The following is an 18,614-nucleotide window of genomic DNA, read 5'->3' on the forward strand; positions in this document are numbered from 1 at the left end:
CACCTCACCGGTCTCATTCGACAGGAACCCCATGAGCGACACTTCCCCCTACGGCTTCGAGCTTGTGCGGCGTGGGTACGACCGCGCTCAGGTGGACGAACGTATCTCCAAGCTCGTCTCCGACCGTGACAGCGCTCTCGCCCGCATCACCGCTCTGGAAAAGCGCATCGAAGAGCTCCACCTCGAGACGCAGAACGCCCAGGCCCAGATCAACGACGCCGAGCCGTCGTACGCGGGTCTCGGCGCGCGCGTGGAGAAGATCCTCCGTCTCGCCGAGGAGGAGGCCAAGGACCTGCGCGAGGAGGCCCGGCGCGCCGCGGAGCAGCACCGTGAGCTCGCCGAGTCGGCCGCCCAGCAGGTGCGCAACGACGCCGAGTCCTACGCCGCCGAGCGCAAGGCCAAGGCCGAGGACGAAGGCGTCCGGATCGTCGAGAAGGCCCAGGGCGAGGCCGCGCAGCTGCGCTCCGAGGCGCAGAAGGACGCCCAGTCCAAGCGCGAGGAGGCGGAGGCCCTCTTCGAGGAGACCCGCGCCAAGGCCGCGCAGGCCGCCGCGGACTTCGAGACGAACCTGGCGAAGCGCCGCGAGCAGTCCGAGCGTGACCTGGCCTCGCGTCAGGCCAAGGCCGAGAAGCGACTCGCGGAGATCGAGCACCGCGCCGAGCAGCTCCGCCTGGAGGCCGAGAAGCTGCGCACGGACGCCGAGCGCCGGGCCCGCCAGACGGTGGAGACCGCCCAGCGCCAGGCCGAGGACATCGTGGCCGACGCCAACGCCAAGGCCGACCGGATCCGTTCGGAGTCCGAGCGCGAGCTCGCGGCGCTGACCAACCGCCGCGACTCCATCAACGCCCAGCTGACCAACGTCCGCGAGATGCTGGCGACCCTCACGGGTGCCGCGGTCGCCGCCACCGGCGCGCCCGCCACCGAGGACGAGCCCGTCTCCCGCGGCGTCCCGGCCCAGCAGTCCCGGTAGCACCACCGGGCGACCCGGACACAGGTCGAAGCCCTCTGCCACTGCGGTGGCAGAGGGCTTCGCCCCGTTCTAGCGTGGCCGCATGATCGAGCTGGAGGGGCTGACCAAGCGGTACGGCGAGAAGGTCGCGGTGGACAACCTGACCTTCACCGTCCGGCCGGGCATCGTCACGGGCTTCCTCGGCCCGAACGGCGCCGGCAAGTCGACCACGATGCGGATGATCCTGGGGCTCGACCACCCCACCGCGGGGGACGTCCGCATCGACGGCACGCACTACGACCGGCTCCAGGACCCCCTGACGTGCATCGGGGCCCTGCTGGAGGCCAAGGGAGTGCACCCGGGGCGCAGCGCCTACAACCACCTGCTGTGGCTCGCGCAGAGCAACGGCATCCCCGAACGGCGGGTGCGGGAGGTGCTGGGCGAGGTCGGCCTGACGGCGGTGGCCCGGAAGAAGGCCAAGGGGTTCTCGCTCGGCATGGGGCAGCGGCTCGGCATCGCCGCCGCCCTGCTCGGCGACCCTCGGATCCTGATGTTCGACGAACCGGTCAACGGCCTCGACCCCGAGGGCATCCACTGGATCCGTACGCTGATGAAGTCGCTGGCCGAGCAGGGCCGCACGGTGTTCGTCTCCTCCCACCTGATGAGCGAGATGGCCCTGACGGCGGACCACCTCGTGGTCATCGGGCAGGGGCGGCTGCTCGCCGACACCTCGATGGCGGAGTTCATCGAGCGCAACTCCCGCTCCTACGTCCGGGTGCGCAGCCCGCAGCGGGAGGCGCTGCTGGACGCGCTGCACCAGGCCGGCGTCACCGCCGTGGACGGCGCGGACGGGACGCTGGAGGTGGACGGGACGCCCGCCGAGAAGATCGGCGAGCTGGCCGCCGGCAACGGGGTGGTGCTGCACGAACTGAGCCCGCAGCAGGCCTCCCTGGAGGAGGCGTTCATGCAGTTGACGGCGGAGTCGGTGGAGTACCACGCGCACACCGGCGCGCCCCTGCCCCCTCAGCAGCAGTGGGGCGAGAGCTGGAGGAAGGGCTGAGCATGGCGACGGCACAGGTCGTACGGTCGGAGTGGACCAAGATCCGGTCGGTGGCGTCGACCGTGTGGACGCTGTCCACCGCGGTGGTCGTCACCATCGCCCTCGGCATGCTGATCTCGGCGCTGTCGAAGAACGAGTTCGGCAGCCTCAGCGAGCGGGAGCGGCTTTCCTTCGACCCGACGTTCATCAGCTTTGCCGGGACCAGCCTGGGCCAGCTCGCGATGATCGTGTTCGGGGTGCTGGTGGTGTCGAACGAGTACAGCACCGGGATGATCCGCGCCTCGCTGGCGGCCGTGCCCCAACGGGGCGTCTTCCTGTTCAGCAAGCTCGCCGTGGCCACCGCGCTGGCGTTCGTGGTCGGCATGGCCACCAGCTTCGCCACGTTCTTCCTGGGCCAGCTGATGCTCGGCGACCTCAGGGCGTCCATCGGCGACGACGGGGTGCTGCGCGCGGTGTTCGGCGGCGGGCTCTACATGACGCTGATCGCGCTGTTCTCCATGGGAGTGGCCGCGATGCTGCGTTCCCCCATGCTGTCGCTGGGCATCCTGATGCCGTTCTTCTTCCTGATCTCCAACATCCTCGGCAACGTCAGCGCCACCGAGAAGGTCGGCCGGTTCCTGCCCGACCAGGCGGGCAGCAGGATCATGCAGGTGGTCACCCCGGTGGACGACGACACCCCGTACGGCCCCTGGGGCGGCCTGGGCATCATGGCGCTGTGGGTGATCGCGGCCGTCGTCGGCGGCTACGTGCTGCTGAAGCGGCGTGACGCGCAGTGAACGACCGTTCGGGAGCGGTTCCGGTCCGTCCGTGATGCACCCTTGAGCGGAACCGTCAGCGCCCCGATAAGCTCCTAACCCTTACGGGGGGCGTATGCCCCGCTGTCCTGAACCTTTCGATGGGTGCGGAGCATGATCGAGGCAGTCGGCCTGACCAAGCGGTACGGCGACAAGACCGCTGTGTACAACCTTTCCTTCCAGGTGCGTCCCGGCGCCGTCACCGGCTTCCTGGGCCCCAACGGCTCGGGCAAGTCGACGACGATGCGGATGATCCTCGGTCTGGACAATCCCACCGCGGGCCATGTCACGATCTGCGGCCACCCGTACGACAGGCTGCCCAACGCCCCCCGCCAGGTGGGTGCGCTGCTGGACGCCAAGGCGGTGCACGGCGGCCGGTCCGCCCGCAACCACCTGCTCAGCCTGGCCCAGCTGTCGGGCATCCCGGCCCGCCGGGTGGACGAGGTGCTGGGCGTGGTGGGTCTGCACGAGGTGGCGGGCCGGCGGTCCAAGGGCTTCTCGCTCGGCATGGGGCAGCGCCTGGGCATCGCCGCCGCGCTGCTGGGCGACCCCCAGGTACTGCTGTTCGACGAGCCGGTCAACGGCCTCGACCCCGAGGGCATCCTCTGGGTGCGCAACCTGATGAAGTCACTGGCCGCCGAGGGCCGTACGGTGTTCGTCTCCTCCCACCTGATGAGCGAGATGGCGCTGACCGCCGACCACCTCATCGTGATCGGCCGCGGCCAGCTCATGGCGGACATGAGCGTGCGGGACTTCATCTCCGCCAACTCCGCCGACTTCGCGCGGGTGCGGACGCCCGACAGCGAGCCGCAGCAGCGCGAGAAGCTGTCGGCGGCCATCACCGAGGCCGGCGGCCATGTGCTGCCCGAGCAGGACGGCGCGCTGCGGGTGACGGGACTGCCGCTGCCCCGGATCAGCGACCTCGCCCACGACCACGACGTACGGCTGTGGGAGCTCTCGCCGCACCAGGCGTCCCTGGAGGAGGCGTACATGCGGATGACGCAGGGCGCCGTCGACTACCGCTCGACCGTCGACCAGAAGGAAGGGCTCCAGCAGCCCCTCCCGCCGGGCGCGCAGCCGCCGATGCCGGTGCCGGGCCAGGGCCAGCCCGGCTGGTACGCCCCGCCGCCGCCCCAGCAGGGCGGGCAGCCCTTCGCCCCGCCGCAGGCCGCCCCCGCGGGCCCCTACGGCGCTCCCCCTGCCCCCGCGGCCGCTCCGGCCGCCCCGGCGGCGAACCCGTACGCGCAGCCTCCGCAGGCGCCGCAGAGCGCTCCCCAGTCCGCCCCCTCCGCCGAGCCGACCAAGTCCGAGGACGCCCGATGAGCACGCCCCAGCCCCCGATGCCGCACAGCGCCGCACCCGAGTGGCCGGCCGCACCCGGTGCCGCGCCCTCCGCCCCCGGCCCGGCGTACCCCACCTACACCTCGCCCATCCCGGTGGTGCGCACCCATCTCGGGCACGCGCTCGCCTCCGAGTGGACGAAGATCAAGTCCGTGCGCTCCACCCTGTGGACGCTGGGTGTGTTCTTCGCGCTCGTGGTCGGCATCGGACTGCTCACCGGCCTGGTGGTCGCCAGTTCCGACCCCGACCTGGGCGGCGAGAGCCCGCTGTCGCTGGGCTTCTTCGGACTGCTGCTGGGCTCGATGTGCCTCATCACGCTCGGCGTGCTGACCACCGCCTCCGAGTACGGCACCGGCATGATCCGCACGACGATGGTCGCCTGTCCCAGCCGCGGCCGGGTGCTCGCGGCGAAGGCCCTGGTGTTCTTCCTGGTCGCCTTCGTGGTGACCCTCGTGTGCGCGTCGGTCGTGGGCCTGCTGCACGTGTCGCTGCTCGAGGAGCACAACGCCGCGGACCCGAACGGCGAGGAATGGCTGAAGGGCACGGTCGGCGTCTCGCTCTACCTGGCGCTGCTCGGCACCCTGTCGCTGGCGGTCGGGTCGATCGTGCGGCACTCGGCGGGCGCCATCACGATCATGATCGCGGCGGTGCTGGCCCCGCTGGTGATCGCTCTGTTCATGTTCTCCCCCTCGCTGGAGGACGTGCAGCAGGCGCTGTTCGAGTACTCCATCCCGAACCAGATGAGCATCTTCTACGCCAACTCCCTGTCGGAGTCGGGACCGTCGGGCTGGGACCCGCTGTGGATCATGCTGGTCGTCACGGGTGCCGCGCTCGCCGGGGCGTTCACCCTGCTGCGGAAGCGGGACGTCTAGGGACCCCGGCGGGCCTGTCAGAACCTCGGCGCGTTACGGGACCGCTGCACCCGCGTGGTGCGGCGGTCCTTCGCGTTCCAGCAGGCCTTGTGCCAGTGCCGGCGCTCGTCGACGCCGGAGTGCTCGGGCCAGGCCACCACGTGCGGCACCCCGTCCGGGATCAACTGGTCGCAGCCCGGGCACCGGTAGGACTTGCCGCGGGCGCTGCTGCCCGCCACGTGCCGCACGCTCCAGTCCTCGCCCTGCCAGGGCTCCGTGGACTGCCAGCCGCCGTACCTCCCGGAGCGGTCGTCCTCGGCGCTCCGGCCGGACGAACCGGCTCCCTTGGGTCGGTTGCGACGCGGGGACACAGGACACCTCACGGGGCTATACAGGATGCACGGACCGCGTCCAGCCTAGCCGCCGCGGACCGGGGTACGCGTACGCCGCCAAACGTCACAAGTCACTCCGTGGCGCGCGGCGGCCCCGGGAGAGCGGCCCATTCTGCAGACAATCCGCAAAATCGCTCACCCGACCGTGTCCTCGGCACGTGTCGGGGGGTTATGCCCTGCGGGGGAGCTCCGCGTCGGAGCCAAGGAAGCAGGAAGAGCAATGCGCGTTGGAAGTTTCGTGTTGGCCGCCCGGTTCCCCGGGCAGGGCGAGGGTGAGGCGCTGCACCGCGCGGTCCGCTCCGCCGAGGTGGCCGAGGAGTCAGGGCTCGACACGGTCTGGCTGGCCGAGCACCACTTCGTGCCCTACGGCACCTGCCCGTCCGCCGTCACCCTGGCGGCCATGCTGCTGGGCCGCACCCGGCGGCTGCGCGTGGGCACGGCGGTCAGTGTGCTGCCGACCGCCCACCCGGTCGCGCTCGGCGAACAGGCCGCGCTGCTGCACGTCGCCAGCGGCGGACGGTTCTCGCTGGGCCTCGGCCGGGGCGGCCCGTGGGTGGACCTGGAGGTCTTCGGGGCCGGTCTGGAGGCGTACGAGAAGGGGTTCCCGGAAGCGCTCGACCTGCTGCTGCGCTGGCTGCGCGAGCCGTCCGTGGGCGCCGACGGCGAGCGGTACCGGTTCCGCGAGGTGCCCGTCGTCCCCCGCCCCTCGGAGGCGCTCACCGAGACCGAGGGACCGGAGGTCGTGGTCGCCTGCACCTCCCCCGCGAGCGTACGGCTGGCCGCCGAGCGAGGGCTGCCGATGCTGCTCGGCATGCACGTCGGCGACGAGGAGAAGGCCGAGATGGTCGCCCTGTGGCGGCGCCACGCGCGCGCCGGCGGCCGGACGTCCGCCGAGATCGAGGGCGCGTCCCATGTCTCGGCCGGGGTCTGCCAGATCGCGGACCGGCGCGCGGACGCGGCCGAGACCTTGCTGAAGGCGATGCCCGGCTGGCTGAAGCAGGGGCTGGAGGCGCATGTGACGGTGGACGGCCGCGAGCGCCGGATGCGCGACCCGCTGGCCTACACGGAGCTGCTGTGCGGGCTGCACCCGGTGGGCACCCCGCGGCTGTGCGCCGACCGGCTCGCCGCGACCAGCGAGCGGACCGGCATCTCGCGCTTCGCGCTGCTCGTCGAGGGCTCCGGCGACCTGGCGGCGACGGAGGAGAACGTACGGCGGCTCGGCGCCGAGGTGCTCCCCCAACTCACCTGACCGCTCGAGGCGTTCCAAGGATGCTTGCCGCTCCGGTACAAACTGCACCTCCCGCGTACGGAGCGGCAAGCTGTCGATGGAGCGTCAGCAGTCGCGCAGTTCCGGCGACTGGTTGAGCAGTTGGCTGCGCACGGAGGTGAAGCGGGCCAGCGTCTCGTCGACCGAGGAGTCAAGCGGGAACACGGCCACCCTGTGGCAGTTCTGGAAGGCCAGCCGAACACCGAAGTGCCGTTGCAGGGCGCCGCGTATCGCGTCACTCGCGAGCGCACGCAGCAGCTGACCGCGTGCCTGCTCGTCCGGCGGGGGCGTCTGGTTGTCGGCGAAGGCTCCGCCGTCCACCTTCAGCTGGGCCACCAGGGAGCTGATCATCTCCCACGCGTAGGGCAGGGAGGTCCGGACGCAGTCGACGAAGGCAGCTTCGTCGACCTCGCCTCGCTCGGCCTGTTCGAGTAGGGCCGGTGAGACGTCGAGCGACATGGGTTCTCCTCTCGCACCCCCAGCACTCGGGGGTTGCCTGACAGATAAGGGAGTGCGCGAAATCAGACACGCTGCGTACACAGTCCGCGACCTCCCGTTCAATACCGTAAGCAACGGACGGTGACCGCACCAGGAGAACGGGCGGATGCGGAACTTCCTGTAGGCCGGGAATCGGCCATTGCGGAACACGCGTTTTCCAGGAGATACAGGACGCGCCTCATGGGCCCCGAGGGGCGTCTGTGAGGGCGAATCGCGTCCGGCCCGGCCGGTCGAGTAGCGTTGCCGACCATGCGTCTCGTCATTGCCCGCTGCTCCGTGGACTACGCCGGGCGGCTCACCGCGCACCTGCCGTCCGCACCTCGTCTGATCCTGATCAAGGCGGACGGCAGCGTCTCGATCCATGCCGACGACCGGGCCTACAAGCCCCTCAACTGGATGTCGCCGCCGTGCACCTTGAAGGAGGGCACCGGCGAACAGGAAGGCGTGTGGACCGTCGTCAACAAGGCGGGCGAGAAGCTCATCATCACGATGGAGGAGATCCTCCACGACTCGTCGCACGAACTCGGCGTCGATCCCGGCCTGATCAAAGACGGCGTGGAAGCACACCTTCAGGAGCTGCTCGCCGACCGCATCGAGACCCTGGGCGAGGGCTACACGCTGATCCGCCGTGAGTACATGACGGCGATCGGGCCGGTCGACATCCTGTGCCGGGACGCCGAAGGGCAGACCGTCGCCGTGGAGATCAAGCGACGCGGCGAGATCGACGGCGTGGAGCAGCTCACCCGCTATCTGGAACTGCTGAACCGCGACCCGCATCTCGCGCCGGTGCGCGGCATCTTCGCGGCCCAGGAGATCAAGCCGCAGGCCCGGGTGCTCGCGACCGACCGGGGCATCGGCTGCCAGGTGCTCGACTACGACGCCCTGCGGGGCATCGAGGACGACAAGCTGCGCCTGTTCTGAGCGGCGCGCCACGACGGCACGCACCAGGGGCCGGGTTCCGTGCGGAACCCGGCCCATGGTGCGTGCGGTACGCCCGGCGGGTCAGATCATCGTCTCCGCGTCCTCGGGCGAGGCCTGATCCGTGCTCTGCGAGGCGCTCGCGGAGGTCTCCACGGGGGCCGAGGAGGCGGGACCGCTGGCGGAGTTGCTGGTGGTCGGCTCCTGCGGCGTGGTGGGGGTCTCCGTGGGCTCCTCGGTGGGGTCCTCCGTGGGTTCCTCGGTTTCCGTCTCGGTCGGCGTGGGCGACGGAGACGTGGGCGGCTTCGGCGATTTGGTCGGCTTGGTCGGCGAGGTGCCCGGCGACGTCGGCCGCGTCGGCTCCCCAGGCTCCCCGGTGCCGGTCTCCTCGTCCGTCGGCCCGCCGGACTCGGTGGCCGTCGGCGTCGGGTCGTCCGCGGTGCCGGGCGTGCCGTCGGGACCGGGGTCGGAGGGGCGGCTGGTGGCCTTCCCCGTGTCGCCCTTGTTGCCGGCCGCCGGGTCCGCGTCGAGGCTGCCGTCGTCCGGACCCTGGCTGGCGGACGGGTTGACCCCGATGTTCTCCGAGGGCGACGCGGGGTCGTTGCCCGACGTGGCGCCGAGGGTGACGACGGTGCCGAGGACGGCGACGAGCAGCGCGCCGGCGCCCGCCGCGACCAGGTTCCTTTTGGCGAGCCCCTTGAAGCCGCCCGGGACGCCGGCCTTGGCTCGCTGCGGAACCGTCGCGGCCGGCACGGCCCCGGAGACGACCAGACCGGTGTCGGCGGGGGGCTGGAGGTCGGGGAAGGCCATCGGCACCCCGCGGGGCGGGGACGCCGACTCCTCGACGTGCGCCTCGGGCACCTCCTCCGCCGCGGTCGGCGCGATCGCGAGCGGGACGCCGGAGCGGTCGGCGACGAGGGCCAGCGCCCTGCGGCCCGCGACCGTGCCGCGCTTGTCGGCGAGGGCGCCGCGCAGGCCGATGGACGCCTCCAGCTCGGCGCGCGCCCGGTCGAGCTGTCCGGCGCACAGCGCGTGGATGCCCAGCTCGTGGTGGAAGTAGGCCTGTTCGCCCACGTCCCCGGCGATGCGGGCGGCCTCCGCGCCGGCCCGCAGCGCCCGCTCCCAGGCGCTCCAGTGGAGCCCGGAGGCGAAGGCGGGAGCGGCGGTGCGGGCGAGCTGCACGGCGGTGCCGGGCTCGTCGGCGGTGTCGGCGGCGAGCGGCGACAGGGCGGTGAGCGCGGCGAGGACGGCGTCGGCCTCGGCACAGACGCGCTCGGGTGTCACCGAGGGGTGTCCGGTCCACCAGGCGTAGTGCTGCGCGGCCTCGCGGACGCGGACGTCGGCGTCGTCGGTGTACCCGGCGGCCTCCAGCTGGGCGGGGACGCCGGCGGCGAGCCGGTAGCGGGCGCCGACCGGGGAGACCAGTCCGCAGGAGACCAGTTCGCCGAGGGCGGCGTCGGCGTGGGTGTCGCCCACCAGGGCGGGCAGGTGCGCCTGGTGCGGCACCTCGCCGCCGAGCGCGACGGCGAACCGCAGGGTGGCGCGGGCGGAGTCGCTGAGGCGGGAGGCGAGCAGCGGGGCGGGCGCGGCGGCCTCGCCGAGGGAGGGCAGCGGCACCTCGTCGCCGTCGGCGGGGTCGTAGGGCGCCTCGTCGGGCCGGACGTCCTCGAAGACGCCGAACTCGTCGACGGCGCTGGTGCCGGCCCGCAGCCGGTCGCGCTGCCGCAGCAGGGCGCCCGCCTGGACGAAGCGCAGCGGCAGGCCCTCGGACTCGAACCACAGGTCGCCCGCCCAGGTCGCCTCCTCGTCGGTGAGGCTGCGGCCGACGGCGTGCCCGAGCAGGTCGAGGCCGGCCGCGCGGTCGAGGCCGGCCAGCTCGACGTCCTCGACGCCCGCGTCGGCGGAGGGGTCGGCCACGTCCGGGGTGGCGGCGAACAGGAAGGCGCACTCGGGGGTGGCGTCCAGCAGCTCGTCGAGGGCGGCCCCGCCGAACTCCAGGTCGTCCAGGACGACGACGGCGCCGATCTCGCCGACGCTTTCGAGCAGTTCGTCCCGGTCGGGGCGGTGCAGGGGCGCGTCGAAGACCGCGTGGAAGAGGTCGTACAGGAGGTCGTCGGCGGTGCGGCGGTGGCCGTTGAGGCGGACCACTCCGTCGGGCGCGAGGTCGGCGCAGTCCTCGGCGACGACGTCGAGCAGCCGGGTGCGGCCGGAGCCGCCGGGGCCGACGAGACGCACGGAGCGGCCGCGGGCGAGCAGCCGCACCAGGGTCTCCCGCTCGTCCTGGCGGGCCAGCAGGGGCAGCGCGGGCCGCGCGGGGCCCGGGGGGACGGGCGGGGCGGCGGCGCGCTCCACCTCGGCGCGTTCGGACTCGGTGAGCCTGCCGGGGCGGGCGGGCCGCTCGGCGGGCGGGCAGGGCTCGATCTCGCTGCCGTCGACGGGGTTGACGGTCAGCAGGAAGTCGCCGGAGACGAGCTGCACCGTGCGGGCGGGCACGGGCGCGTGCTGTCCGAAGTCGGAGGTGAGGGATTCCCTGGGAGGGCGCTGGCGCGGCGTGTCGCCGCCGTGGCCGTACTCCTCGGGTCCCGTGCGGTTCGGGTCCATAGGTCCTAGCCCCCCAAAAGCGTCGTGGCTGAAGCCCTCCCCGGCCTCGCTGCACACCGCGCTGTCGCTTCTGGTCCGGGCCCGCTCGAGGGTTGCAAGGCAGCGGGCAGCCGAACCCTAAACCTTCGGTCAGTATCCACGACAGTCCGGGGTGCCAGGGCGTCCGACTGGTCACGGTCTCGTGAGGATTGTGCGCGCGGCGCGGAGTTCGCGGGCGTGGGCCCGGCTTCTCCGGCTCGTCCGTCATGCACCCGTACGCCCTTACACGCGGGGCAGCGTGTCCACCCCGATACCCCCCTCGATCGCCAGAATCCGGTGCAGCCGGGTGGCCACCAACAGGCGCTGCATCTGCGGCGGCACGTCGCGCAGCACCAGGCGCCGGCCGCAGCGGCCGGCCCGTCGGTGGGCCCCCATGATCACCCCGAGTCCGGTGGCGTCCCAGGAGTCCAGTTCGGACAGGTCCAGCACCAGGTCGCCGACTCCGTCGTCGACGGCCGAGTGCAGGACCGTACGGGCGTCCGCCGCGCTGCGGACGTCGAGGCGGCCCCCGACGACCAGCTCGGCGTGGTCGCCCCTGATGTGCATATGCGCTCCCCGTGATGCGTGGTGTGCTCCGCGGTGTCCTGACGGCCGGTTGCAACCTCTGACTGCGTGACGGCCGCGGAGGTTGCTGGCTGTGAACGAACCGATACCGAATTCACCCCGGCGTGTGATGCACGCCGGGGTGTGCGCGGTCTCAGTGCTCGTAGAAGCCCTGCCCGCTCTTGCGCCCGATGTCACCGGCGTCAACCATCCGGCGCATCAGCTCGGGGGCCGCGAACTTCTCGTCCTGCGACTCCGTGTAGATGTTGCTGGTGGCGTGCAGCAGGATGTCCACGCCGGTGAGGTCGGCGGTGGCCAGCGGGCCCATGGCGTGGCCGAAGCCCAGCTTGCAGGCGAGGTCGATGTCCTCGGCGCTCGCCACGCCCGACTCGTACAGCTTGGCGGCCTCGACGACGAGGGCGCAGATGAGGCGGGTGGTGACGAAGCCGGCCACGTCGCGGTTGACGACGATGCAGGTCTTGCCGACGGACTCGGCGAACTCCCGGGCCCTGGCGAGGGTTTCGTCGCTGGTCTTGTAGCCGCGGACCAGCTCGCAGAGCTGCATCATCGGCACCGGCGAGAAGAAGTGGGTGCCGACGACCCGCTCCGGGCGCTCCGTCACGGCCGCGATCTTGGTGATCGGGATGGCGGAGGTGTTGGAGGCGAGGACGGTGTCCTCGCGTACGAGCTTGTCGAGCGTGCGGAAGATCTCGTGCTTGACCTCGAGCTTCTCGAAGACGGCCTCGACGACGACGTCCGCGTCCGCGCAGGCGTCGAGATCGGTGGTCGTGGTGATCCGGCCGAGGGCGGCCTCCGCGTCCTTCGCCTCGAGCTTCCCCTTGGCGACGAACTTGTCGTACGACGCCTTGATCCCGTCCGTGCCCCGCGTCAGCGCCTCGTCGGTGACGTCGCGCAGGACGACGTCCCAGCCCGCCTGAGCGGAGACCTGGGCGATGCCGGACCCCATGAGACCGGCCCCGATGACGGCGAGCTTGCGTGCCACTGTGCGACTCCCCTGATACGCGCTGTCCATGTTCTCCAGGAGCGGACATTAGCGTTCGCGGGGAGCCCTGTGACCGGTAAGTAACGCGCGTCACGTCTCACATGACGGACATCACACCGGCGGCAGAGGCGGTGAGAGCCGACGGGGCGTCAGATCGCGGGCGCCCGCCGTCCCGAGGGTCGGTACGGCCGGGCGGGCCGGCGGCCCGGCGGAAAGCCGTCGCGCGGGAGCGCCGCCGGTGCGAGGGTGGGGGCCGGTGTGTCCGCCCGTCGAAGGAGAACCCCCGGCATGTCCGTCATCCACCGCACCACCCTGGAGCCGACCAAGCTGGAGCTGCTGGCCGGCTGGCTGCCCACCCGGCCCTGGTACCACGGCGGTCCCCGGGAGCCGCAGCTGAGCAAGGCGGGAGGCTTCCGGCTCGACGACCCCAAGGGCGAGGTCGGCATCGAGTTCATGGTGGTCCGGGACGAGTCGGGCGACACCCCGGTCTCCTACCTGGTGCCGCTCACCTACCGCGCCGCACCGCTCGACGGGGCGGACGCGGCCCTCGTCGGCACCGCCGAGCACGGGGTCCTGGGCCGCCGCTGGATCTACGACGCCTGCCACGACCCGGTGGCCGTCGCCGAGTTGGCGGCGCTGGTCGAGGGCCGGGCCCAGCCGCAGGCGCAGAGCGTGAGCCACACCCCCGACCGTGAGGTGAGCCGCGCCCTGGCGGGCGAGGGCCCTGTGCCGGCGGAGTTCCCGGCGGTCGAGGACGCCGAGGAGCACACCGAGCTGACCGCGCCGGACGGCACGGTGCTGCGCGTGCTGCGCACCCTGCACCCCGCCCCGGACGGCGCACCGCAGGCCGAGCCGGGCGCGGCGGGCCATGTCGCCGGGGCGTGGGAGGCGCCGGACGGCGCCCGTGTGCAGGGCCTGATGGCGCTGCTGCTCACGCCGCCGCCCGCGCCGTGACGGTGCGCACACGAGTGCCCCGTGTCGCCGGTGCGTCACTAGGCTGACCTCATGGTCAACCTGACACGCATCTACACGCGGACCGGCGACAAGGGCACCACGCACCTCGGGGACATGAGCCGGGTCGCCAAGACGGATCTGCGGATCTCCGCCTACGCGGACGCCAACGAGGCGAACGCGGTGATCGGCACGGCGCTCGCCCTGGGCGATCTTCCGGACGAGGTGGTCGCGGTCCTCACCCGCGTGCAGAACGACCTGTTCGACGTGGGCGCCGACCTGTCGACGCCGGTGGTGGAGGATCCGAAGTACCCGCCGCTGCGGGTCGAGCAGTTCTACGTCGACCGGCTCGAGGAGGACTGCGACCGCTTCAACGAGCAGCTGGAGAAGCTGCGCTCGTTCATCCTGCCGGGCGGCACGCCGGGCGCGGCCCTGCTGCACCAGGCGTGCACGGTGGTGCGCCGGGCCGAGCGCTCGACGTGGGCGGCCCTGGAGGCGCACGGCGAGACGATGAACCCGCTCACCGCGACCTACCTCAACCGCCTGTCGGACCTGCTGTTCATCCTGGCCCGCATCGCCAACAAGGAGACGGGCGACGTCCTGTGGGTGCCGGGCGGCGAGCGCTGAGGCCTACCGGCGCACGGCCCGGCACGGGCCCGGCAGGATCTCGGCGCCGCCGAGGAACACGAGCAGGCCGCCCGCCCTGGGCAGCGAGATCACCGGCAGCTCCACGCCCTGGGTGAAGCGCCACAGGGGCGAGGCCCCCGGGCACCGTGCCCACGCCCGTGGCGCAGTGCCCGGCCGCCCGCCTCACCGGCCCACCCGCTCGCGGCCGGCGGCGCCCGGCTCGGTGCCGGCGTTGTCCGCCGGGGCCTTCTTCGGCCAGAGCCAGTAGGTGAGGGTGATCAGGCCGTGGATGCCGGCCGCCCGCCAGGCGGTGGAGCGCCAGGACTCCAGGGAGGTGACGCGGGCCGGGTCGCCGACGTACCAGATGGCGAGCTGGAGCAGCGCGGTCGCCACGGCGGCGGCGATCAGCGTGCCCAGCCACACCCTGGTCTCGTGCCGGGCGCGGGCCAGGCCGTGACGCGGCGGCCGGACCAGCGGGCGGCCGTCGAGGCGGTGCGCCGCGTGCCCGTCGAGCCACTTCACCGTGCGGTGGCCGTGGCCCACCGTGTAGCCGATGTAGAGCGCGGCGAGCCCGTGGGTCCAGTCCGGCTCCGCGCCGTTCTTCAGGTCCCACGCGGTGACGACGAGCAGCACGACCTCCAGCACCGGCTCGCACAGCAGCAGCGCCAGCCCGGTGCGCGGCATCCGCAGCAGGTAGCGGAAGGCCAGGCCGGCCGCCAGCAGCACCCAGAACCCGATCTCGCAGGCGATGATCAAGGCGACGATCACGGTTCGCTCCTCTCGGTCACCCTTCCAGGCTTCCGTGCGCTCCGGGCGCGCGCGTCGTCGCGGCCGACGAATCCGCAGTACATCGAAAGATGCAGTCCAGGACCGGTCCCGGGGATCAGGCGTGCGGCGTGCGCACCGTGTTGGATGGTGTCCATGGCCGTACGACCCCTCCGCCCGCCCCGCTTCGACGTGACCGTCGCGCTCGCCGGACTGCTGGGCGGGCTGCTGTTGTGGGGGTTCGGGCTGGGCGTGCGGCCGGGCAGCGACCCGATCGTGCTGTTCGGCGGCCGGTGGGCGCTGCTGGTGCCGCTCGGCGTGACGGCGTGCTGCGAGCTGCTGCGCCGCACCGCCCCGCGCACCGCGCTGGCGGCCGGCACGCTGGCGCTGGCCGCGGACACCATGACGCAGGGCAGCATCGCGACGATCGTGATGTACACCGACCTGATGTACGCCGCCGTGGTCTACGGCTCGCCCGCGACCGCCCACCGTCTGCCGTGGATCACCGGCGTGCTCACGCTGGCCGGGATGCTGGTGCCGTACGCCGTGTGGCGGGTGCCGGAGGCGCTGCTGATCGGTCTGGTGGTCGGCGCGGTGACCTTCGCGCCCGCGTCGACCGGTCTGATCGTGCGCAACCACCGGGACGCCGCCGACGCCGCCCGCCTTCAGGCCGAACAGACCGCGCTGCTGGCGGAGATGGACCGGGTCCAGGCGGTCACCGCGGAACGCTCGCGGATGGCCCGGGAGTTGCACGACCTGGTGGCCAACCACCTCTCGGCGATCGCCATCCACTCCACCGCCGCGCTCTCCCTCGACGACCCGGGGACGTCGCGGGACGCCCTGACGGTGATCCGGGAGAACAGCGTCCAAGGTCTGTCCGAAATGCGACGGCTCATCGGCATCCTGCGCGACGGTGCCGGCGACCGGGAGCCGGCCGCCACGCCGACCCTGGACGGGCTCGGCGCCCTGGTCGACAACGCCCGCGCCAACGGCCTCGACGTCACCCTGGACGCCGAGCCGGGCGGGGTGCCGGCGCCGGTCGAGCTGGCGGCGTACAGGATCGTGCAGGAGTCGCTGACCAACGCGCTGAAGCACGCCGCGCCCGGCCGGGTGGCCGTCTCCCTGCGCCGCTCGCCCGAGGCCCTGGAGATCAGGGTGACCAGCCCCTGCGGCGACCGCGACGGCCCCCGCGCGCCCGGCTCGGGCGCCGGTCTCGTCGGGATGCGGGAGCGGGCGGCCCTGCTGGACGGTTTCTTCGAGGCGGGCCCGGAGGCCGGTCCCGAGGGCACGTTGTGGGTGGTGCGTGCCACCCTTCCGGTCACCGATGTCGAGCAAGGAGAAGCGTGATGATCCGGGTTCTGGTCGCCGAGGACCAGTCCGCCGTCCGCGCGGGGCTGGTGCTGATCCTGCGCAGCGCGCCGGACGTCGAGGTGGTGGGCGAGGCGGCGGACGGCGAGCAGGCGGTGGCGCTCGCCCGTGAACTGCGCCCGGACGTGGTGCTGATGGACGTGCAGATGCCGCGTCTGGACGGGGTGTCGGCGACCCGGAGGGTGGTCGCGGAGAACCTCGCGGACGTGCTGGTGCTGACCACCTTCGACCTGGACGAGTACGTGTTCGGGGCGCTGCGGGCGGGCGCCGCCGGGTTCCTGCTGAAGAACACCGAGGCGAAGGACCTGATCGCGGCGGTGCGCACGGTGGCGGGCGGCCAGGGGATCGTCGCCCCGGCGGTGACGCGGCGGCTGATCGCCGAGTTCGCCGCGAAGCCCGCCCGCCCGGCGACGGCGGACCCGTCGGTGCTGGACACGCTCACCCGGCGGGAGCGGGAGGTGCTGTCGTGCCTCGGGGAAGGTCTGTCGAACGCCGCCATCGCGGGGCGCCTGGACATGGCCGAGGCCACGGTGAAGACGCACGTCAGCCGGCTGCTGGGGAAGCTGGAGCTGCGCAGCCGGGTGCAAGCGGCGGTACTGGCGCAGGAGTTGGGTATCTGAAGGCGCCGTGAAGGTTTAGAAGACAAAGAGCCGCGCACAGTGGTCCAGACCTATTGACCCGTGGTCCAGACCTTTCTATTCTCGCCGCACCGTGGGCACGAAGGCTCAGTCGTGCCCCCATCCCCCAGAAGGAGGCGCGGCATGCGCTTCAGACACAGAGTCGCGGCCGGAATCGCGACCCTCGTGCTCCCCTTCGCCGGCCTCGTCGGCCTCGCGAACCCCGCCCAGGCGGCGACGTCGGCGACCGCGACCTACGTCAAGACCCAGGACTGGGGCTCCGGCTTCGAGGGCAAGTGGACCGTCAAGAACACCGGCACCACCAGCCTCAGCTCCTGGACCGTCGAGTGGGACTTCCCCGCCGGCACCTCGGTCACCTCCGCCTGGGACGCCGACGTCACCTCCTCCGGCACCCACTGGACCGCGAAGAACAAGTCCTGGAACGGCACCCTCGCCCCCGGCGCCTCCGTCACCTTCGGCTTCAACGGCGCCGGCTCCGGCTCCCCCGCCAACTGCAAGCTCAACGGCGGCAGCTGCGACGGCGGCTCCACCAACCCCGGTGACAACCCGCCGAGCGCCCCCGGCACGCCGTCCGCGTCGGACATCACCAACACCTCGGTGAAGCTGTCCTGGAGCGCGGCCACCGACGACAAGGGCGTCAAGAACTACGACGTGCTGCGCGACGGCGCCAAGGTCGCCACCGTGACCGCCACCTCGTACACGGACACCGGTCTCACCGCCGGCACCGACTACTCGTACACCGTCCAGGCCCGCGACACCGCCGACCAGCTCGGCCCGGTCAGCGGCGCCCGCGCGGTGCGCACCACCGGAGGCACCACCGAGCCGCCCACCGGCGACAAGGTCAAGCTCGGCTACTTCACCGAGTGGGGCGTCTACGGCCGCAACTACCACGTCAAGAACCTGGTGACCTCGGGCACGGCGTCGAAGATCACGCACATCAACTACGCCTTCGGCAACGTGAAGAACGGCCAGTGCACGGTCGACGACACCTACGCCGCCTACGACAAGGCGTACACCGCCGACCAGTCCGTCAGCGGACAGGCCGACACCTGGGACCAGCCGCTGCGCGGCAACTTCAACCAGCTGCGTCAGCTGAAGGCCAAGTACCCGCACATCAAGGTGCTGTACTCCTTCGGCGGCTGGACGTACTCCGGCGGCTTCGGCCAGGCCGCGCAGAACGCCGCCGCGTTCGCCCGCTCCTGCAAGCAGGTCGTGGAGGACCCGCGCTGGGCCGACGTCTTCGACGGCATCGACATCGACTGGGAGTACCCGAACGCCTGCGGTCTGACCTGTGACAACAGCGGTCCGGCGGCCTTCCGCACGCTGATGCAGGCACTGCGCAACGAGTTCGGCCCGAACTACCTGGTCACCGCGGCCATCACGGCGGACGGCTCCAACGGCGGCAAGATCGACGCGGCCGACTACGGCGGCGCCGCCCAGTACCTCGACTGGTACAACGTGATGACGTACGACTACTTCGGCGCCTTCAACGCGCAGGGCCCGACGGCCCCGCACTCGCCGCTGACGTCGTACCCGGGCATCCCGCAGGCCGGCTTCAACTCCGCCGACGCCATCGCCAAGCTGAAGGCCAAGGGTGTCCCGTCCAAGAAGCTGCTGCTCGGCATCGGCTTCTACGGCCGCGGCTGGACCGGCGTCACCCAGTCCGCCCCCGGCGGCACCGCGACGGGCGCCGCGCCCGGCACCTACGAGGCGGGCATCGAGGACTACAAGGTCCTGAAGAACAGCTGCCCGGCCACCGGCACGATCGCCGGCACCGCGTACGCCCACTGCGGCAGCAACTGGTGGTCCTACGACACCCCCGCCACCATCAACTCCAAGATGGCGTGGGCCAAGTCCCAGGGCCTGGGCGGCGCCTTCTACTGGGAGTTCAGCGGCGACACCGCCAACGGCGAGCTGGCCTCCGCCGTCGACGCCGGACTGAAGTAACACGCACCTGACGAGAAGCACTTCGCCCCTCCTCCCGGCCGGGAGGAGGGGCGAAGTGCTTC

At 72.2% G+C, this 18,614-nt stretch carries 19 protein-coding genes; 12 read left to right on the forward strand and 7 right to left on the reverse strand.

All coding sequences use genetic code 11. The features are described 5' to 3' along the window. Positions 1 to 31 precede the first annotated feature (31 nt). From ELQ39_RS09275 to ELQ39_RS09295, 5 genes are all read left to right on the forward strand, one after another. Positions 32 to 970, forward strand: a complete 939-nt coding sequence (locus ELQ39_RS09275) for a cellulose-binding protein (RefSeq protein ID WP_190002641.1) — start codon at positions 32 to 34, stop codon at positions 968 to 970. An 82-nt stretch (positions 971 to 1,052) separates the two neighbouring features. Beyond that, positions 1,053 to 2,009, forward strand: a complete 957-nt coding sequence (locus ELQ39_RS09280) for an ABC transporter ATP-binding protein (protein ID WP_242591620.1) — start codon at positions 1,053 to 1,055, stop codon at positions 2,007 to 2,009. A 2-nt stretch (positions 2,010 to 2,011) separates the two neighbouring features. After that, positions 2,012 to 2,785, forward strand: coding sequence for an ABC transporter permease subunit (locus ELQ39_RS09285; protein ID WP_242591621.1), 774 nt, complete (start codon positions 2,012 to 2,014; stop codon positions 2,783 to 2,785). Between the two features lie 132 nt (positions 2,786 to 2,917). Further along, positions 2,918 to 4,126, forward strand: coding sequence for an ABC transporter ATP-binding protein (locus ELQ39_RS09290; RefSeq protein WP_190002638.1), 1,209 nt, complete (start codon positions 2,918 to 2,920; stop codon positions 4,124 to 4,126). Beyond that, positions 4,123 to 5,016 carry an ABC transporter permease subunit gene (locus ELQ39_RS09295; protein WP_225626434.1) on the forward strand — a complete coding sequence of 298 codons (894 nt, stop codon included), beginning with the start codon at positions 4,123 to 4,125 and terminating at the stop codon, positions 5,014 to 5,016. The genes ELQ39_RS09290 and ELQ39_RS09295 overlap by 4 nt, the downstream gene beginning before the upstream one ends. A 17-nt stretch (positions 5,017 to 5,033) precedes the next feature. Here ELQ39_RS09295 and ELQ39_RS09300 read toward each other — a convergent pair whose 3' ends face one another. Next, entirely contained in the window at positions 5,034 to 5,366 is a 333-nt protein-coding gene (locus tag ELQ39_RS09300; RefSeq protein WP_190002636.1) for an ATP/GTP-binding protein, read from the reverse strand. A gap of 241 nt (positions 5,367 to 5,607) precedes the next feature. On the opposite strand from ELQ39_RS09300, the gene ELQ39_RS09305 reads away from it, so the two are divergent. After that, positions 5,608 to 6,636, forward strand: coding sequence for an LLM class flavin-dependent oxidoreductase (locus tag ELQ39_RS09305; RefSeq protein WP_225626433.1), 1,029 nt, complete (start codon positions 5,608 to 5,610; stop codon positions 6,634 to 6,636). An 84-nt stretch (positions 6,637 to 6,720) separates the two neighbouring features. Here the strand turns inward: ELQ39_RS09305 and ELQ39_RS09310 are convergent, their stop codons facing one another. Then, complete coding sequence (locus ELQ39_RS09310) at positions 6,721 to 7,113, reverse strand: SCO5389 family protein (protein ID WP_189904667.1); 393 nt, start codon at positions 7,111 to 7,113, stop codon at positions 6,721 to 6,723. Between the two features lie 288 nt (positions 7,114 to 7,401). Between ELQ39_RS09310 and nucS the strand changes: the two genes are divergently transcribed. Beyond that, the gene (nucS, locus tag ELQ39_RS09315; protein ID WP_190002634.1) at positions 7,402 to 8,073 is read left to right on the forward strand and encodes an endonuclease NucS; all 672 of its coding nucleotides are present in this window, start codon (positions 7,402 to 7,404) and stop codon (positions 8,071 to 8,073) included. A gap of 81 nt (positions 8,074 to 8,154) precedes the next feature. On the opposite strand, the gene ELQ39_RS09320 is transcribed toward nucS, so the two are convergent. From ELQ39_RS09320 to ELQ39_RS09330, 3 genes are all read right to left on the reverse strand, one after another. After that, a complete protein-coding gene (locus ELQ39_RS09320; RefSeq protein WP_242591622.1) occupies positions 8,155 to 10,671 on the reverse strand; it encodes an ATP-binding protein in 2,517 nt (838 codons plus the stop codon). A 261-nt stretch (positions 10,672 to 10,932) separates the two neighbouring features. Then, on the reverse strand, positions 10,933 to 11,256 hold the full coding sequence (locus ELQ39_RS09325) for an STAS domain-containing protein (protein ID WP_019524073.1): 324 nt from the start codon (positions 11,254 to 11,256) through the stop codon (positions 10,933 to 10,935). A 151-nt stretch (positions 11,257 to 11,407) separates the two neighbouring features. After that, the gene (locus ELQ39_RS09330; RefSeq protein ID WP_058916962.1) at positions 11,408 to 12,256 is read right to left on the reverse strand and encodes a 3-hydroxyacyl-CoA dehydrogenase family protein; all 849 of its coding nucleotides are present in this window, start codon (positions 12,254 to 12,256) and stop codon (positions 11,408 to 11,410) included. 288 nt (positions 12,257 to 12,544) lie between these two features. On the opposite strand from ELQ39_RS09330, the gene ELQ39_RS09335 reads away from it, so the two are divergent. After that, positions 12,545 to 13,210: a maltokinase N-terminal cap-like domain-containing protein gene (locus ELQ39_RS09335; protein ID WP_242591623.1), complete on the forward strand. Its 666-nt coding sequence runs from the start codon at positions 12,545 to 12,547 to the stop codon at positions 13,208 to 13,210. Positions 13,211 to 13,261: 51 nt separating this feature from the next. Then, entirely contained in the window at positions 13,262 to 13,834 is a 573-nt protein-coding gene (locus ELQ39_RS09340) for a cob(I)yrinic acid a,c-diamide adenosyltransferase (RefSeq protein ID WP_019524076.1), read from the forward strand. A 3-nt stretch (positions 13,835 to 13,837) separates the two neighbouring features. On the opposite strand, the gene ELQ39_RS32530 is transcribed toward ELQ39_RS09340, so the two are convergent. Together ELQ39_RS32530 and ELQ39_RS09345 are read right to left on the reverse strand one after the other, a co-directional pair. Next, a complete protein-coding gene (locus ELQ39_RS32530; protein ID WP_337663037.1) occupies positions 13,838 to 13,960 on the reverse strand; it encodes a hypothetical protein in 123 nt (40 codons plus the stop codon). Between the two features lie 57 nt (positions 13,961 to 14,017). Next, positions 14,018 to 14,602, reverse strand: a complete 585-nt coding sequence (locus tag ELQ39_RS09345; protein ID WP_190002630.1) for a hypothetical protein — start codon at positions 14,600 to 14,602, stop codon at positions 14,018 to 14,020. A 153-nt stretch (positions 14,603 to 14,755) separates the two neighbouring features. Between ELQ39_RS09345 and ELQ39_RS09350 the strand changes: the two genes are divergently transcribed. The 3 genes from ELQ39_RS09350 to ELQ39_RS09360 all read left to right on the forward strand — a co-directional run bounded on the left by ELQ39_RS09350 (position 14,756) and on the right by ELQ39_RS09360 (position 18,552). Next, positions 14,756 to 15,946: a sensor histidine kinase gene (locus ELQ39_RS09350; protein ID WP_242591624.1), complete on the forward strand. Its 1,191-nt coding sequence runs from the start codon at positions 14,756 to 14,758 to the stop codon at positions 15,944 to 15,946. Next, the gene (locus ELQ39_RS09355) at positions 15,946 to 16,587 is read left to right on the forward strand and encodes a response regulator (protein ID WP_242591625.1); all 642 of its coding nucleotides are present in this window, start codon (positions 15,946 to 15,948) and stop codon (positions 16,585 to 16,587) included. Before ELQ39_RS09350 ends, ELQ39_RS09355 begins: the two co-directional genes overlap by 1 nt. Positions 16,588 to 16,728: 141 nt before the next feature. Further along, the gene (locus ELQ39_RS09360; protein WP_242591626.1) at positions 16,729 to 18,552 is read left to right on the forward strand and encodes a glycosyl hydrolase family 18 protein; all 1,824 of its coding nucleotides are present in this window, start codon (positions 16,729 to 16,731) and stop codon (positions 18,550 to 18,552) included. The last annotated feature ends 62 nt before the right edge of the window (positions 18,553 to 18,614 follow it).

It is taken from the genome of Streptomyces sp. GB4-14 (assembly GCF_022696125.1).
In the GTDB taxonomy this organism is placed as follows: domain Bacteria; phylum Actinomycetota; class Actinomycetes; order Streptomycetales; family Streptomycetaceae; genus Streptomyces; species Streptomyces werraensis.

Bases quoted from the DNA above. Each gene is read 5' to 3' on its own strand.
- ELQ39_RS09275 (WP_190002641.1), top strand. From the start codon at position 32: ATGAGCGACACTTCCCCCTACGGCTTCGAGCTTGTGCGGCGTGGGTAC.
- ELQ39_RS09280 (WP_242591620.1), top strand. From the start codon at position 1,053: ATGATCGAGCTGGAGGGGCTGACCAAGCGGTACGGCGAGAAGGTCGCG.
- ELQ39_RS09285 (WP_242591621.1), top strand. From the start codon at position 2,012: ATGGCGACGGCACAGGTCGTACGGTCGGAGTGGACCAAGATCCGGTCG.
- ELQ39_RS09290 (WP_190002638.1), top strand. From the start codon at position 2,918: ATGATCGAGGCAGTCGGCCTGACCAAGCGGTACGGCGACAAGACCGCT.
- ELQ39_RS09295 (WP_225626434.1), top strand. From the start codon at position 4,123: ATGAGCACGCCCCAGCCCCCGATGCCGCACAGCGCCGCACCCGAGTGG.
- ELQ39_RS09305 (WP_225626433.1), top strand. From the start codon at position 5,608: ATGCGCGTTGGAAGTTTCGTGTTGGCCGCCCGGTTCCCCGGGCAGGGC.
- ELQ39_RS09310 (WP_189904667.1), bottom strand. From the start codon at position 7,113: ATGTCGCTCGACGTCTCACCGGCCCTACTCGAACAGGCCGAGCGAGGC.
- nucS (WP_190002634.1), top strand. From the start codon at position 7,402: ATGCGTCTCGTCATTGCCCGCTGCTCCGTGGACTACGCCGGGCGGCTC.
- ELQ39_RS09320 (WP_242591622.1), bottom strand. From the start codon at position 10,671: ATGGACCCGAACCGCACGGGACCCGAGGAGTACGGCCACGGCGGCGAC.
- ELQ39_RS09325 (WP_019524073.1), bottom strand. From the start codon at position 11,256: ATGCACATCAGGGGCGACCACGCCGAGCTGGTCGTCGGGGGCCGCCTC.
- ELQ39_RS09335 (WP_242591623.1), top strand. From the start codon at position 12,545: ATGTCCGTCATCCACCGCACCACCCTGGAGCCGACCAAGCTGGAGCTG.
- ELQ39_RS09340 (WP_019524076.1), top strand. From the start codon at position 13,262: ATGGTCAACCTGACACGCATCTACACGCGGACCGGCGACAAGGGCACC.
- ELQ39_RS09350 (WP_242591624.1), top strand. From the start codon at position 14,756: ATGGCCGTACGACCCCTCCGCCCGCCCCGCTTCGACGTGACCGTCGCG.
- ELQ39_RS09355 (WP_242591625.1), top strand. From the start codon at position 15,946: ATGATCCGGGTTCTGGTCGCCGAGGACCAGTCCGCCGTCCGCGCGGGG.
- ELQ39_RS09360 (WP_242591626.1), top strand. From the start codon at position 16,729: ATGCGCTTCAGACACAGAGTCGCGGCCGGAATCGCGACCCTCGTGCTC.